The 15993-nt window shown below is 45.9% G+C and carries 9 protein-coding genes and 2 pseudogenes; 8 read left to right on the top strand and 3 right to left on the bottom strand.

Translation table 11 applies throughout. From position 1 onward, the window contains the following. The first annotated feature begins 6 nt into the window (after positions 1-6). Positions 7-783, top strand: a complete 777-nt coding sequence (locus BWI96_RS19105; protein ID WP_106638123.1) for a LytTR family DNA-binding domain-containing protein — start codon at positions 7-9, stop codon at positions 781-783. Between the two features lie 72 nt (positions 784-855). Here the strand turns inward: BWI96_RS19105 and BWI96_RS19100 are convergent, their stop codons facing one another. From BWI96_RS19100 to BWI96_RS19090, 3 genes and pseudogenes are all read right to left on the bottom strand, one after another. Beyond that, positions 856-1761 carry a DUF4249 domain-containing protein gene (locus tag BWI96_RS19100; protein WP_106638122.1) on the bottom strand — a complete coding sequence of 302 codons (906 nt, stop codon included), beginning with the start codon at positions 1759-1761 and terminating at the stop codon, positions 856-858. Between the two features lie 19 nt (positions 1762-1780). After that, positions 1781-4131, bottom strand: a pseudogene (locus BWI96_RS19095) (TonB-dependent receptor domain-containing protein). Between the two features lie 727 nt (positions 4132-4858). Continuing rightward, complete coding sequence (locus tag BWI96_RS19090; RefSeq protein ID WP_106638121.1) at positions 4859-5962, bottom strand: Fic family protein; 1104 nt, start codon at positions 5960-5962, stop codon at positions 4859-4861. Between the two features lie 546 nt (positions 5963-6508). Here BWI96_RS19090 and BWI96_RS19085 point away from each other — a divergent pair. The 7 genes and pseudogenes from BWI96_RS19085 (at position 6509) to BWI96_RS19055 (ending at position 15587) form a co-directional block, all read left to right on the top strand. Continuing rightward, a complete protein-coding gene (locus BWI96_RS19085) occupies positions 6509-6913 on the top strand; it encodes a hypothetical protein (RefSeq protein ID WP_232793811.1) in 405 nt (134 codons plus the stop codon). Between the two features lie 154 nt (positions 6914-7067). Further along, positions 7068-8213 (top strand): efflux RND transporter periplasmic adaptor subunit, encoded by a 1146-nt coding sequence (locus BWI96_RS19080; RefSeq protein WP_106638119.1) that lies wholly within the window; start codon positions 7068-7070, stop codon positions 8211-8213. 15 nt (positions 8214-8228) lie between these two features. Continuing rightward, positions 8229-11389: pseudogene (locus tag BWI96_RS19075) on the top strand (efflux RND transporter permease subunit). Further along, entirely contained in the window at positions 11373-12839 is a 1467-nt protein-coding gene (locus tag BWI96_RS19070) for an efflux transporter outer membrane subunit (protein ID WP_369804224.1), read from the top strand. The pseudogene BWI96_RS19075 and the gene BWI96_RS19070 overlap by 17 nt, the downstream one beginning before the upstream one ends. Before the next feature lie 222 nt (positions 12840-13061). After that, complete coding sequence (locus BWI96_RS19065) at positions 13062-13967, top strand: ankyrin repeat domain-containing protein (RefSeq protein ID WP_106638118.1); 906 nt, start codon at positions 13062-13064, stop codon at positions 13965-13967. A 12-nt stretch (positions 13968-13979) separates the two neighbouring features. Then, positions 13980-15308 carry a hemolysin family protein gene (locus BWI96_RS19060; protein WP_106638117.1) on the top strand — a complete coding sequence of 443 codons (1329 nt, stop codon included), beginning with the start codon at positions 13980-13982 and terminating at the stop codon, positions 15306-15308. 6 nt (positions 15309-15314) lie between these two features. Next, on the top strand, positions 15315-15587 hold the full coding sequence (locus BWI96_RS19055; RefSeq protein WP_157830447.1) for a hypothetical protein: 273 nt from the start codon (positions 15315-15317) through the stop codon (positions 15585-15587). Positions 15588-15993: the final 406 nt, after the last annotated feature.

The raw sequence follows: 15993 nt of genomic DNA, 5'->3' as shown, positions 1-15993 counted from the left end.
TATCGCATGAATTCCTTATCCTTACTCATCATTGAAGACGAACAGCCCAATGCCAATCGTCTCTTGCGATTGCTACAAATGATTCGGCCCAATCATGAAGTTCTGGCAGTATTAGGAACGGTCAGCGAAAGTATTGAATGGCTGAAAACCCATCCACAACCCCAGCTCATTTTCATGGATATCCGGCTGGCAGATGGCATTTGTTTTGATATTTTTTCTCAACTATCCGTTAGTAGCCCGATCATCTTTACAACGGCTTATGACGAGTATATGATGTCGGCTTTTAAGGTAAACAGTATTGATTACCTTCTGAAACCAATCGATACCGACGAGTTAACGCAGGCTCTGGATAAATTTGATCGCCTACATCATGCATCACCAGCCAGAGAAGCATCGGTTTTATATACTGAATTACTTGATTTATATCGAAAACAGACGAAACCCTACCGTCAACGATTTCTGCTTCCGTATCGGGATGGTTATACGACGGTGAATGTTCAGGATATTGAATACTTCTTTTCGGAATCCAAAATCACCTTTGCTTGCTTAAAAACAGGCGAACAATCCATGATTCCCTACACGCTGGAAGAGCTAGAAGTTGAACTCGATCCGGTACGGTTTTTCCGGGCCAATCGTCAGTATATCATTCAGGTTTATTGCATCCAGAGTATTCATAATTACTTCAACGGAAAACTTAAAGTAATAGCCGGAAAGCAGGAGCCGATTGAAATCATCATCAGTAAAGAAAAAGCTCCTTCGTTTAAGCAGTGGCTGAACCAGTAATAGAAAAGGCTTACGCAAAAAAGGTTGCTCGCTGTACTGACGAGCAACCTTTTTTATTCATTGATACCCGAGTTAGTTACCAATTTTTCCCGTAAACTCTGCTCTCGAATAAGATCCAAAACAGCCCAGACCACCCTGAATATTAGATGGAATAAGCACCGGTTCAGTAAAGGGATTGTCATTATTCCATTCTTCCACGGCCTTTTGATACTTGTAATAGTTTGAATCCAGATGTAAGAGGTAAGCAGTTATTAAAATAGGTCGCAGTAGTCGCGGCGAGCTCCCGTAGTAAGAGGGATACATAGTAAACTCCTGACGTGGGCTTGCCATCGGTTGGCCATCAAAACCCTGATCCGTCAGGAACGGTTCATCAAAACGCAAGCGTTGGGAAGCATGGATGAGGGTATCTTTCAAAACCCCAGCCCCGGTCCGCACAGAGGTGATCATATCGTAATTTACTTTTGCATCTACGCTATAATAATTGGCTTGCTTTGCTACATCATTCCAATACATTCTTATTTTTCCATTCACAAAAGAAGTAGCAGCAAGGGTATCTATTTCCAGCCGTTGCAGAGGTACGGCATAGGGAACCGTCGTCTGTCCCAGAACTGCCGTTCCGCCCGTTCTGCCTACTTTAAGTGTGTAGGTTTTCCCTTCCTGAATAGGAAAAAGTTTTGCGTTAATTTTATAATACCCTCCTGATGGGAGATCGTAAGTAAGATTAACGGAATGGGTTCCATCGGAAAGCTCTACGTTCGCATCCATTACATCCAGCCGATAAAAGGGCACACTTTCTCCCAGTACATTTCTGGACATGCTGACTTTAACCAATAATGCAGTATCCTGCGGTGAGATGAAACTATGCACCACCAATTTAGACCCTGTTTGCGGGATACGATCTGGATTAACCTCTTTATACAAAGGCTTACACCCCACTAGAATTAAGGCCATTACTGGTACTAAAAAAAGATATTTCATAACAAAGAAGAAGGTCTGATTAAAACTTAAACATGTAACTGAATGAGGGGATAATCGGGAAAATGGAATATTGATTAAGCACCGTTTTTGATCGGGTAGATCCGGGGGAAGAAGGGTTAGGAATATCCTTTTCACTCAACATATAAAAGAAGGGGTTCCGCCGATCGTAGAGATTATAAACGCTAAACTCCCAGGTGCGTTCGTGGCGTTTCATCTTTTTGTGGAACTGAATCCCAACGTCAAAACGATGATAAGCGGCGGCCCGGAAGGCATTTTTCTGTCCGTAATCTTCTACTTCCCGATTTCCTTCTGAATAAGAATTGGGCGTCAGACGGGTATAGGCCATATACTTTCCGGTGGGAATTGTTAAAGCATTGCCTGTACCATACACCCAGGTTCCTGAAAGTGTGATTCGGGGGCTAAGCTCATACACCCCCACCAGCGAAATGTCATGGCGGCGGTCGTAACGGGGAAAGAACTTTTTACCATCGTTTAATTCCGGGAATTGCCACTGCGTCCAGGAAAGGGTATAACCAGCCCAACCCGAAAACGACCTACTTCTTTTGTAATAAGGCTTCCACTCCATACGACCAGCCCTTCCCCGAGGTTACGTTTTGCTGCCAGTCAACCTGTCCAGCGGTTTCAGGGTCGTCGATGACAGAAACTGGCTCCTTCTTTATAACTAATGATGTTGTTCATCCGCTTGTAATAACCCTCCAGTGTAAACGTCAGGCCGCTTTTAGTAAGGTCTTTCGCAAAGCCCGCCGCGATTTGCTCTGACTGCTGAGGTTTAACGCGATTAGTAGTAGGTACCCATAAGTCCGTTGGAAGCCCGATGCCCGTATTGGATAGCATATGAACATATTGATTCATCAGGGCGTAGGAGACTTTGAACGATAAATCAGGCTGGAGAATATAAGCGGCTGACAACCGAGGTTCTGGCCGTAAGTATTGGATTTCCCGATGCAAAAAATGACTTACCCGCATCCCGGCATTGATCCGTAAACGCTGAACGGGTGTCCAGTGGTCTTCGGCATAAAGGCCCGTTTCAACCACATCGATGTTCTGAATGTCTTTTTTATTCCGATTAAGGTCCGTATCCTGTAATACCGTAGCACTGGGTGTAAAGCGGTGAGCCAGCGACTGAAGCCCAAACCGAATGGAATGCTGAGGATTAGGATAATAATCAAAGTCGGTTTTAAAGGAAAAATCCCGAATGCCTGAATTATACCGCAAGGCATAGATGCTTTCCTTTTGGTTATCATTATCAAAACTCCGGTCTTGCAGATAAACAGAAAAGCGGTAATTACTGAAAATCAGGGATGTATTAGCAAAAAGCTTGTCGGAAAACAAATGATTCCAGCGTACTGTACCCGTGGCATTACCCCAGTCAAGCCCCGCCTTACTACTGGAATTCCCGTATTTACTCCTGGCAAAAAACCTATCCTGCCCAAAATAACCACTCAGGTATACTTTGTTTTTCGGTCCAAAATCATAATTCAACTTGGCATTCAGATCATAAAAATGATAGCCTGCCATTTCATCCCCTTCCGTGGACAGAGCAATGAGGGGCCGGGCAATCAAATCCAGATACGTCCGCCGACCAGAAATCAGGAAAGAGGATCGTGCCGTACTGTCTTTCTTGCGTTTGATGGGCCCTTCCAGGGTTACCCGCGAAGCGATTAACCCAATACTTCCTTCGCCATGCAGTTTCTCCTTATTGCCATCCTTCATGTTCAGTTCAATAACCGAAGATAAACGACCGCCGTACCGGGCTGGAAAACCGCCTTTGGTAAGTTCCACACTTTTAAGAGCATCGCCGTTGAAGACCGAAAAAAAGCCGAAGAGGTGATTCGCATTATAGACGGTGGCATCATCGAGGATAATCAGGTTTTGATCGGGACCACCACCGCGAACATAAATGCCCGTACTGCCTTCACTGCCCTTCTGAACACCGGGCATGAGTTGTAACACCTTGAGGACATCCTTTTCGCCCAGCAAAGCCGGAATCTTCTTTATCTGCGAAATCGGTACTTCGATTTTACTCATTTGTGGCGTTTCGCTCACCTTATCCTGCTGCGTCTTTCCGCGAACGGTTACTTCATTCAGCATACGTCCAGGAGTTAATTCGAGGGAGAGACTGGTATTGTTCTTCAGGTCAATCGTTCGGGTTTCGGTTTGGTAACCCACGAAGGAAAAACGCAGCGAAAGGTGCTCCTGTACCGGTAAGGTTAATGAATAAAAGCCGTACGCATTCGTAGCGGTTCCCAAAGAAGTTCCTTCGACGAGCACCGAAACGCCGAGCAAAGCTTCCTGACTTCCTTTTTCCCGAACGTACCCACTAATCGTAGCAACGGATTGTTGTTTAATAGTGGAAGAGGTTTGAGAAAAGGATAAAACTGAATCAAAAAATAAATTAAAAAATAAAGAAGGCAGGTAAAATACGTATCATGAAGATGGAATGAAGGATGTATTAATTTACGAATTAATAAAATAATGCGTAAATCAAGGCTTCCGTTGCATCAACATATATGTTAAATTTTGTTAGAATTGATTTAAGTAAAGATCAGATGTGCATGTATTACCTATAAACTAATTAAGGCAATTACTTTATTTTAAAAATCTGTCTATTAAGAGGTTGAATGTAGGAAAAATGATTTCCTACGTTCAAGAGGGCCCTGGGATAAGTTGGTTTGCACCTCGAGTCTGTTATTCAGACCAAAGCGAAGGAACTTCTTACTTTTTTCAAATACACTTACCCATTAATTATTGTTAACTATCTAAAATACAATCAATTACATAGAAATATATCTACGTTCGAGATAAGGGATAGAAGAAGTTATTTACTCCTCGATCATTCGCATGAAGATCCAACTATTGTAAACTTTACACAGTCTATAACCTATTACATAATTAAATTATTTATTTTTTACATGAATAATTCATTAGCTTTAATTACTTAACTTATATTTTATAAATACCTATCATCAAGATAGTAAACTATAAGTTTTGATTTTACATTAGTGAATAATTATATTTTCATCACTCATTAACTTCTTTTATACCAAAAATTATAAACAACGATTCTCATTGATTTTCATAACACCGGAGCCAGGTAATAACTGGTACTTCTACCGCCAGGACCGTCTTGGTTCAGGATGCCTTGTTCCATTAAATTCTGGATATCCCGAAGAGCAGTATCCTGTGAACATTTAGCAATTTTTGCCCATTTGGAAGTAGTTAATTTTCCTTCAAATCCATCCATTAATTTATTGAGCATTAACTTTTGTCGCTCGCTGATGGATTTGCTTTTGAACCATTCCCAGTATTTTGCTTTCGTCAGTACACTCGATAATACTTCATCGGTTGCCACGATGGCCCGGTCCAGACACTGCATAAACCACTCCAGCCATTCCGTTACGTTCAGGTCTCCTTTCTGCGTTTTTTCGAGAATTTCGTAGTATCGGTTTCGTTCTTTCCGAATCTGAGCCGACATGCTATAAAACCGCTGAACGCTTTCATCCGCCCGGGATAACTGTAAATCCGCGATCGTTCGGGCAATCCGCCCGTTGCCGTCGTCAAACGGGTGAATGGTTACAAACCATAAATGGGCAATGGCCGCTTTTATAACTGGATCGATGGGTTCTTCGCGATTGAACCAATCCAGAAACTGCTCCATTTCCTGGTCAATCACCGCATAGTCCGGTGCTTCGTAATGCACGTGTTCCCGTCCCAGTGGGCCCGAAACCACCTGCATGGGACCGTCGCCTTCCCCCCGCCAGTCGCCAACCGTAATTTTATACATGCCGCTCCTCCCCGTAGGAAACAGAGCCGAGTGCCAGCCGAAAAGCCGATCCTTCGTTAAAGGCTCGGTATACTTTTGAGTGGCATCCAGCAACATTTCTACGACTCCCTCTACGTCGCGATCGGCCTTCACCAGGCCGAAGCTCTCTATACCTAGTCGCCGGGCAATGGACGACCGAACCTGATCTGAATCTAAAATCTCCCCTTCAATCTCACTGGTCTTTAATACTTCCAACGTCAAAGTCCGTAGCATGGCTTCTTCCTGAAGCGTAAAACCCAGGGTTGACATTTTCCCAATTAATCGGCCCTGTTTGTGTCGAAGAGCAGCCAGAGTATTAAGGATTTGAGATTCATCCCAATAAAAGTGAGGCCAGTTTCTTTGTTGATAGATATACATTCTCCGCTAATTTTGCGGTGAATATACTACACAATCTCCGCAAGCTTAACTAATATCCGCAAATAATGCGGATATTAAGCCCATTATTCGCCGCATGGTTATCATAATTGGGTTTGAGCTTTGATTTCGTTTGAATATTGGGTGAAGCTGATACGCTATCATCTCAAACGAATAAGGATTTTGAAAAGGCCCGTTGTTCCTAAGACTCGCATCAACCTCAGAGGTGTTCAGCACAAATAGCCCCGACATCGGATTACAAATCCTTAACAAACAGCTTTAGGATTGTAGCATTAGATTCACATCAACCCCAGCGGAGTTTAACATGAATAGCCCCGGATGCAATCCGGGGAACATCAATTTATAAATTACAAAACCCAAAAACAACCCAGAAAAGAATCCTAAAAACCCCTCGCTTTAACCTCGATTAGAATATCATTAAAACCGTCTCCATGAATAGGATTTTAGGGAATCGTTCTAAGAATATGTCGATTTCTCTTCCATAACCATTAAATTCTGCCTACTTTCGTCATGGTTTAGCTCTATCCCATGAAGAAAAGAAACCGTAGTTGGATCCTTTATCAATTGTTTTGTTTGTTGATGGCACTGCATGTCATCAACCTCAGCATTGATACGCCCGATCGCAACGTGTGTTATTCAGAGGATGGAGAAACGCATGAAGACCCAACCATTAATGACATGGAAAGTCTGATTGAGTTCGTGCTGGAAGAAGGCTTTGGCCTGGATAACGTGGTCCCCGAGCACGATGAACCCGATGAGGATAGTGATCTGACCAAACTCAATCAGGATTACTTTTTCACGCCTACCTTTCGGCTTCTTCCTCCCGTCGAAACGGTTATTGTATTACCTACACTTTTCATTCCAGACCGCACCGACGAGTTACTAAGTCGGATGCTGGAAATTTCTTCGCCTCCGCCCCAACGCAAGGCGTAATTTCTTTTCCATAATTCTGAGGAGTTAAGGTCGAATCGGTGTATCCATACCGATCCGTTATTCATTGTATTTCCAAATTTCTTTCTTCATCATCTTATCAGCTGATAATCAACACGATTCAATCAGCTAATAAGTCCATTCACCACTTGTATTCATGAAAAAAAGCATAGGCGTTTCCGCCTTGCTGATCGGCGTTTGGCTCTCTGGTTGCCAGAGTAAAGAAGCCCAGACCAATCAGCCCAAAGAAAAATTAACCCTTCCCGTCGTAGAAATCAGTCGCCGCCCTACCCAACTGCAACGCGAATATGTCAGCACACTCGAAGCCGTTCGAAACGTTGAAATCAGAGCTCGGGTAACGGGTTTTCTGGAAAAAATTCACGTCGATGAAGGCCAGCGGGTGCATAAGGGGCAGATCCTTTTCAGCCTGAACGCCGCCGAATATCAGGTAGAAGCCGACAAGGCCAAAGCAGCCCTGAAGATTGCTCAGGCTGAAGCAAAAACGGCGGAAGTTGAAGTAGGGCGGGTAAAATTGTTGTTAGACAACAAAGTCGTTTCGCCTTCAGAAATGGAACTGGCTAAAGCTAAACTCGAAGGGGCCCGGGCCCAGATCGACGAAGCCCGTGCCGCCCATGAAGCCGCGGCTTTACGACTGACCCAGGCAAACATCCGTGCCCCCTTCGATGGAGTTATTAACCGGATTCCTTTCAAAATGGGAAGTCTGATTGAGTCCGGTGCTTTGTTAACCACCGTTTCCGACATTCAGGAAGTATTTGCCTATTTTGATGTATCGGAACGAGAATACCTGAGTTTCATCAAGAACAATCGCAACCTGCTGGGTAAAGGTGGTCAGGAAGTAGAAATGCTACTGGCCGATGAATCGCTTTACCCCATTCGGGGCCATATTGAAGTCATGGAAAGCACCTTTGAAGGGGGGTCAGGAACGATTGCCTTCCGGGCTCGTTTTGCCAATCCCAAGCAGTTGCTTAAGCACGGGTCTTCGGGTAAAATTCGTCTCAGTACGCAGGTTGCCGATGCTCTACTCGTACCCCAGAAAGCGGTATTTGAGGTGCAGGACAAAAATTACGTATACGTTGTTGACAAGTCGGGTAAAGTCAAATCTCGCAGCTTCATTCCCCGCGGTCGCGTCGGTAAAAACTACATTGTTAATTCTGGCCTACAGCCTGGCGAACGGGTTGTTTTCGAAGGAATTCAGAACGTTCGTGATGGGGACGAAATCACACCCCAGCCCATTTCCAGCGATAGCCTGACGGTTACGCAGCAATCTGCTCATGTGCTGTAATCTAAACCCCACTTTATGTTTGATATATTCATTAAACGGCCCCTGTTGTCGTCGGTCATTTCTGTAGTCATTACACTGCTGGGAGTACTGGCCCTGACGGGATTACCCGTTACTCAATTCCCTGATATTGTTCCTCCATCGGTTACCGTAACCACCAAATATACGGGAGCCAACGCCGAAGTGTGTACCAAAGCGGTGGCGACTCCACTCGAACGGGCCATTAACGGTGTACCCGGCATGGTGTACATGAACTCCGTTTCGGGTAACGATGGAACCACGCTGATTCAAATCTTTTTTGAAGTAGGAACCGACCCCGATCTGGCGGCCATGAACGTGCAGAACCGGGTAACGGCGGTGCTCGATGAGTTACCCGAAGAGGTCATCAAGGCCGGGGTTATTACGGAAAAGGAAGTCAACAGTATGTTATTGTATCTGAATATTTTCAGTGATGATTCTACCGTCGATGAGAAGTTCATTTACAATTTTGCGGATATTAATATTCTGGCTGAACTCAAACGAATTGACGGCGTAGGGTTTGCCGACATCATGGGTTCCCGTGAATATTCGATGCGGGTATGGTTAAAGCCGGATCGTTTGACGGCCTATAATCTTTCTCCCGAAGAAGTCATTAACGCCATTCGTCAGCAAAACGTGGAGGCCGCTCCGGGAAAAGCCGGGGAAAGTGCAGACCGGGCTCCGCAGGTGTTACAATACGTTTTGAAATATACGGGTAAGTTTTTCGAGCCCGATCAATACCGCAATATTGTACTCAGGGCCGATCCCAGTGGTTCGATTTTACGCCTGAAAGACGTAGCCGATGTAGAGTTTGGCTCGCTGGATTACGATGTATTATCCAAAACGGATGGTCGTCCTTCGGCGGCTATTATGCTGAAACAGCGACCCGGTTCCAACGCCCGTGAGATCATCGAGAACGTAAAAACCCGGATGGCGGAACTGAAGCAAGAGACCTTCCCGCCGGGCATGACTTATAACTTTGCCTACGACGTTTCCCGATTCCTGGATGCGTCTATTCACGAAGTTGTTCGGACGCTCTTTGAGGCTTTCGTACTGGTATTTATTGTCGTATTCCTCTTCTTACAGGACTGGCGATCCACCCTGATTTGTGCCCTAGTGGTACCGGTAGCCCTGGTTGGAGCCTTTGCTTTTATGAGCATGATTGGATTCTCCATTAACCTGTTAACGCTGTTCGCTCTGGTATTAGCCATCGGGATTGTGGTGGATGATGGGATTGTCGTCGTGGAAGCCGTTCACGCAAAAATGGCCGAAGAGCATTTATCGCCCCGGCAGGCAACGTTTGCAGCCATGCGGGAAATCAGCGGGGCTTTGATTGCCATCACATTGGTCATGTCGGCGGTATTCGTGCCCGTGGCTTTTCTCTCCGGTCCCGTCGGGATTTTCTACCGCCAGTTTTCCTTAACCCTTGCCGTAGCCATTCTGATTTCGGGTCTGAACGCTCTTACCTTAACCCCTGCTTTGTGTGCCCTATTACTAAAACCGCATACGTCAGCGGAAAGCCGTAAAAACTGGTTAGGTCGATTTTTTGCCAGCTTCAACCGGGGCTTTGACCGTCTGACGGGTCGTTATCAGGGATTACTCAAACGCATCATCAGTCGTCGCGTCGTGACCGTGGGTTTACTCGCCCTTTTCGTGGCCGGAACCTGGGGTATTAATACGATTCTTCCGAGTGGATTTATTCCTACCGAAGATCAGGGCATGATTTACGTAAACGTAACCACCCCCGCAGGAGCTACCGTAAAGCGTACCGAAGAAGTATTGGATCAGATTCAGCAGGTTGCTTCTAAAATGTCCGCCGTTGAAAACGTTTCAACCCTTGCTGGTTTTAGCTTGATGACGGATGGATCTGGTTCTTCCTATGGCATGGCGATGGTTAACCTCAAAGCTGGGAAGAACGAAAGGAAACCGTGGATGACGTGATTGCGAATCTGCAAAAACAGACCCGACATATTCAGGGAGCCAGTGTTCAGTACTTCCCACCCCCAACCGTTCCCGGCTTTGGTAACTCCAGCGGGTTTGAATTACGATTACTAGATCGTACGGGTAAGGGAGATTTACAGGCCACTAAAAAAGTAGCCGAAGACTTTATGGCGGAAGTCAATAAGCGTCCAGAAATCGGTCAGGTGTTTACGAGCTTCGATCCTAGCTTCCCCCAGTACATGTTGCACGTCGATTACGACAAAGCCGCTCAGAAAGGCATCTCGGTAGACAATGCCATGAGCACGCTGCAAACCCTGATGGGAAGTTTTTACGCCTCAAATTTCATCCGCTTCGGACAAATGTACAAGGTCATGGTGCAGGCTTCGCCTGAGTATCGTACCAAGCCCGAAGATGTGCTCAACATGCACGTGAAAAATGCCAAGGGCGAAATGGTGCCTTACTCCAACTTCATCCGGCTGGAACGGGTATATGGCCCTGAGCAGTTGACTCGCTACAACATGTATACCTCGGCCCTGATCAACGGCGATGCCGCTCCCGGATACAGCAGTGGTGATGCCCTGAAAGCCGTGGAAGAAGTAGCGGCCAAGTTACCAAGAGGATACTCCTTTGCCTGGTCGGGGATGTCGCGTGAGGAGGTACTTTCGGGGAATCAGGCGATTTACATTTTCATGCTATGTCTGCTGTTTGTGTACTTGTTACTGGTCGCTCAATACGAAAGTCTGTTACTGCCCTTGCCCGTTTTATTATCCTTACCCACCGGGATTTTCGGCTCATTCCTGTGCCTGCAACTAGCGGGTTTACAGAATAACATTTACGCCCAGGTCGCCCTGGTGATGCTTATTGGTTTATTGGGTAAAAATGCCATTCTGATCGTAGAATTTGCCAGCCAGCGGCAGCGGGAAGGGCTGAGTATTGTGAAGGCCGCCATGGAAGGTGCCGTAACCCGTCTTCGACCCATTCTGATGACTTCCTTCGCCTTCATTGCCGGTCTGATTCCCTTGTGTATTGCTACGGGTGCGGGTGCTGGTACCGTTCGATTCGTGACGCAGCGGCGGGCGGTGATGCTAGTGGGTACCGTGTTTGGACTGGTAATCGTCCCCGGTCTGTATGTCATCTTCGCCAAAATGGGCGAACGCATGGGCTCCAAATCAGACGTTGTTTCTTCCCCCACTGAAAGTACGTATGTTCATGAATCTTAAAAGTCAGTTTATCGCTCTTTTCGTTGGCAGTTCCGTTTTGTTGGGTGTGAGTGCCTGCCGGGTGGCCCATACCCCGGCAGCCATTCCCTCGTTGGCCCTGCCCGACTCTTACGCGGGTAGTTTGAGTGAAGCCAGCTCCGATTCCGCCAGTATTGCCAATGACCCTTATCGTCGCCTGTTTACGGATGCCAATCTGGTTTCGCTGATTGACACCGCCTTGGCGAATAATCCAGACCTTAGGATTGCCCTGCAACGCATCGAAGGCACGCGAGCTCAGTATGGCATTAGCAATGCCGCTTTGTTGCCCAGAGTTGACGCAGTAGCCTCTGTCGGGGTGGATCGCTTTGGTCGTTATACCCTCAATGGCGTGGGTAACTACGATACCAATTTCTCGGAGTATATAACGGGTTCCAGCCGTATTCCCAACCCAACGCCCGATTACTTCATTGGCTTGCGTAGCTCCTGGGAAATCGACATCTGGGGGAAATTACGGAACCGTCGCCGGGCAGCTTACAATCGCGTGCTGGCGAGCGAAGAAGGACGTAATTACATCGTTACAGCTCTGGTATCCGACGTAGCCCGACTTTATTTTACCCTGCTCTCACTGGATGCCGAACTGGAAATCATTGAGGATAACATCGAATTGCAGGAGCAGGCTCTCAAGCTGGTGGAAGTTCAAAAAGCAGCCGGACGCGTAACTGAACTTGCGGTTCAGCAATTCAGAGCCCAGCTACTCAACACGAAAGGGTTGGAAGGCGGTGTGCGTCAGCAGATTCAGGAAGCTGAAAACCAGATTAATGTTCTACTGGGACGTTATCCGCAGCCCATTGTTCGAGGGATTTCGATTCGGGAACAGCAGTTACCATCAACGGTAGTAGCGGGGATTCCGAGCCAGCTCATCAGCCGTCGTCCCGACATCCGGCAGGCCGAACGTGAACTGGAAGCTTCTAACATTGATGTCGCAGTAGCCCGAGCCGAATTTTTACCTTCCCTGAATCTGACTCCCTACCTGGGACTGAATGCCTTTCGGTTAGGAGTACTGGCCAATCCGCAATCCGTTGCCGCAGGGCTGGTAGGTGGCTTGTCGGCTCCCATCTTTAACCGCCGTTTGCTGAAAGGAAACCTACGCGTGGAAGAAGCCGAGAGCAAGGAAGCATTCATTACGTACCAACGAACGGTTTTGACGGGTGTTTCGGAAGTAGTGAATAGCCTGAAAGGATTGGAAAACTACCGCAACGTAGCGGATTTCAAAACCGAAGAAGTGGCAGTATTACGTCAGGCGGCCAGGACTTCCGATAATCTGTTTGCGACGGGATATGCGACGTATCTGGAAGTTATTACTTCGCAACGTTCCGTGCTGGAATCGGAATTATCGCTCATTAATACCAAACGGGCCCAGTTCCTGTCGCTCGTAGATCTCTACCGGGCACTCGGCGGAGGCTGGCGTTAGTTGATGCGTTTGATTCGTGGTTTGAGGGTTTGATTTATAGTTTGAGAGTTTGAATTAAGGTTTGATATGGACAGGACAGGGTTCATACATGTTACCTTTTTAAACCACATGATTTCAAAACTTAATTAAACGCATTCTCAAATCTTCAGCTAACATCAGCCAATAGATTCAAACGCTCAAACCACGAATCAAACCTTTTCAAACAGAATCAAACTTTAGCCCATGTTTAAACGTCTGATTGTTTACGGATTGATTATCCTGTTGGGTCTGGGACTTACTTCCTGTGACTTATTTTGGGAAGATCGTCATTACAGTCAGGTAGATTACCGACTGTTTAAAAATACGGCGGTCTGGCCGCTGGCGAAGCTATTGGATGCGGAAGAAATGGACGAGATCCGGGATTTCATTCGAAAAAATACCTTTGATCTGGAAACCATCGAACGCCGCTACGGACAAACGCTTTTAATGATTAGCGTACAAAAAGGGCAGGTTAAAGCAACGCAGGCTTTGCTGGAAGCGGGTGCCAATCCTAATGCCCACACGGCTTACAATGGCTCGTCTCCTATGCTCGAAGCGGCCCGACTTCAAAACCCGGAAGCCGATAATACAGTTATTCTTAAATTGCTACTGGCCCATAAAGGAAATCCGAATGATGAAACCCTAGTTTCCATTCAGGATGGAACCATTGAAAAGGAAACGCCGCTGTTGATTGCCTGTGGAGATGTTACCCAGACTTTACATCCCGTTGAAAAGGCTAAGGTTTTGGTGGAAGCCGGAGCCGAAATCAACTATGTAAACCCGAATTCTAAGACGCCATTGTTGCGGGCCATTGAATTTAACCATTTTGATACAGCCTTGTATTTACTGGAACACGGAGCGGATTACAAACGCCTCGTAGCCGACCGTAGCCAATATATGGAAAGTGGTCAAAAAGTATATCTGGTACATATTTTAAGAGAAAAAATAGTCCCGATGGAGTCGATACAATACCGACAGAAGATGCAGGTTGTCGATTTTTTATCGCAAAAGGGCATTCATTATCGAAACGAGCCGGTTCCTCCGGCCATTCAGGAAAAAATTAAGTTACTTTATCCCGCACATTATCAAGATTATCTCAACCGATATTAATTCAACCCATCCATGTTACTCAATTTTTTAATTACCCTGGTGCTGGTGCTACTCAATGGTTTTTTTGTAGCCGCCGAGTTTGCGATTGTCAAAGTCCGGGCTTCGCAACTGGAACTCAAAGCCCAGGCCGGAAATGCGGCTGCCCGTCTTTCCACGCGTATTCTTTCCAATCTGGACGGTTACCTGGCCGCTACGCAGCTGGGGATTACCTTAGCCAGTTTGGGTTTAGGATGGATTGGTGAACCGGTCGTTTCTAAAATTCTGATTGCGTTTATGCACAGCATTGGGCTGCAACTTGATGAAACGCTGGCTCATCAAATTGCCCTGCCCGTTGCCTTTGCAGTCATTACCATTCTGCACATTGTTTTCGGTGAACTGGCTCCAAAGTCGCTGGCGATTCAGCAGGCGGAAAAGACAACGATGGCCGTTTCGTACCCGCTTCAATTTTTCTTTATCATTTTCCGTCCAGTAATCTGGCTTCTCAATGGCATTGCGGCTGTCGTGCTCAAGACCTTTGGTATCACTGTAAGCCATAGCTCAGAAGTGCATAGTGCCGACGAGTTAAAGTACCTCGTTCACCAAAGCCAGCAGGATTATGAATCGAAGGAAGACCATACCGAAGGTTCTGATTTAACGCTGGTTGAAAAAGCTTTTCAGTTTTCCGAACGTAGCGTCCGTCAGATCATGACCCCCCGCACGCAGATCTTCGGAATTGATGTCAATGAATTTTCCGCCGAGACTTTACAGGAAGTAATCAGTGAAAATTATTCCCGCATTCCCTGTTACGAAGAAAACCTCGACCACGTTCTGGGAGTTGTGTATCTGAAAGAGATCTTACTCAAACTTCAGGATGATAAGGAACTGGATATTCGTTCGCTGATCAAACCAACATTTTTCGTGCCTTCTACCAAGCGAATTCGTCCGTTACTACGTGAATTTCAGCAAAGCCGGCAACAGATGGCGGTCGTCATCAATGAATACGGCGGTACCGAAGGGTTGATTACGATGGAGGACATTTTGGAAGAACTGGTGGGTGAGATTCAGGATGAATCGGATGAAGAACGTCCGCTGGTAGAAAAGCTGACGGAGGATACGTATCAGCTTAAAGCCACCACTTCCCTATTGGATGTCAATCCTCTGCTGCCCCGGCCTATTCAGAAACGAGCGGGATATGAAACGTTGGCGGGTATATTAGTGGAGCGTTTTGGAAGACTACCCGCCGTAGGTCAAACCACCGTGGTCAATCGGTATGAAGTATTGATCAGCACGATTGAAAACAATGCAATTGGTTTGGTGCAGTTACGCGATTTAGGTGACGAACCTTCCGAAGATGAAGAATAGAAACTTATGATGTTTGTTCACCAATTTGGCACGGCTCTGTGCATTTTTATATTTCTGTTCATTCAGGGATTACTACTGGTTTACATCGTCAATAAATATCACCAGAATAAAAAAATCACGATCCCGGCGTTTTTAATGCTGGGATTTTGCTTCTCCGTTACCCTGGGGTTATATTATTTCCTGGATGTTATCAATGAGTTCTACCTCATTCCATTGATTGTAATCTATGGTCTGGAAATGGTAATTCTGCTGGTATTTTACTTGTTAAAGCGGGTATAATTTTTTAAAACATCAGCCTTTCGAAACCGTCTGCCAAAAACTTGCAGACGGTTTTTTAGTAGTAAAAGCTATGAGCCAATCTTTATTCGAAACAAAGCCTCGCTTCCTCGGAATGAAGTTCGTTTACCACCCTTATAATCAGGCCGAATATTTAATTTAGCCAGGCGATTATTTGCTGGGAAACATTAGCTTTTTCAAGCTAACTTTAGCATTTTACTACTAATCAGGCTTTTAAAACTTACGTATTGCTGTCGTAGAAGAACTTTAAATAACGCTATTAGCTATTCCTGTTTTATTAGTTATAAATGCGAATTTCTTACGCAAAGCAGGTAGATGAAAACACTAGAAAAGAACAGGGACTACAGCTCTACTATTAATTATTAACAATATCTACAATTTCGGGTTT

Origin of the sequence: Siphonobacter sp. SORGH_AS_0500, assembly GCF_002838835.1 — a bacterium.
In the GTDB taxonomy this organism is placed as follows: Bacteria; Bacteroidota; Bacteroidia; order Cytophagales; family Spirosomataceae; genus Siphonobacter.
The sequence above is the reverse complement of the archived record's forward strand: the minus strand, read 5'-3'. Positions and strand labels throughout refer to the sequence as shown.

Bases quoted from the DNA above. Each gene is read 5' to 3' on its own strand.
- BWI96_RS19105 (WP_106638123.1), top strand. From the start codon at position 7: ATGAATTCCTTATCCTTACTCATCATTGAAGACGAACAGCCCAATGCC.
- BWI96_RS19100 (WP_106638122.1), bottom strand. From the start codon at position 1,761: ATGAAATATCTTTTTTTAGTACCAGTAATGGCCTTAATTCTAGTGGGG.
- BWI96_RS19090 (WP_106638121.1), bottom strand. From the start codon at position 5,962: ATGTATATCTATCAACAAAGAAACTGGCCTCACTTTTATTGGGATGAA.
- BWI96_RS19085 (WP_232793811.1), top strand. From the start codon at position 6,509: ATGAAGAAAAGAAACCGTAGTTGGATCCTTTATCAATTGTTTTGTTTG.
- BWI96_RS19080 (WP_106638119.1), top strand. From the start codon at position 7,068: ATGAAAAAAAGCATAGGCGTTTCCGCCTTGCTGATCGGCGTTTGGCTC.
- BWI96_RS19070 (WP_369804224.1), top strand. From the start codon at position 11,373: ATGTTCATGAATCTTAAAAGTCAGTTTATCGCTCTTTTCGTTGGCAGT.
- BWI96_RS19065 (WP_106638118.1), top strand. From the start codon at position 13,062: ATGTTTAAACGTCTGATTGTTTACGGATTGATTATCCTGTTGGGTCTG.
- BWI96_RS19060 (WP_106638117.1), top strand. From the start codon at position 13,980: ATGTTACTCAATTTTTTAATTACCCTGGTGCTGGTGCTACTCAATGGT.
- BWI96_RS19055 (WP_157830447.1), top strand. From the start codon at position 15,315: ATGATGTTTGTTCACCAATTTGGCACGGCTCTGTGCATTTTTATATTT.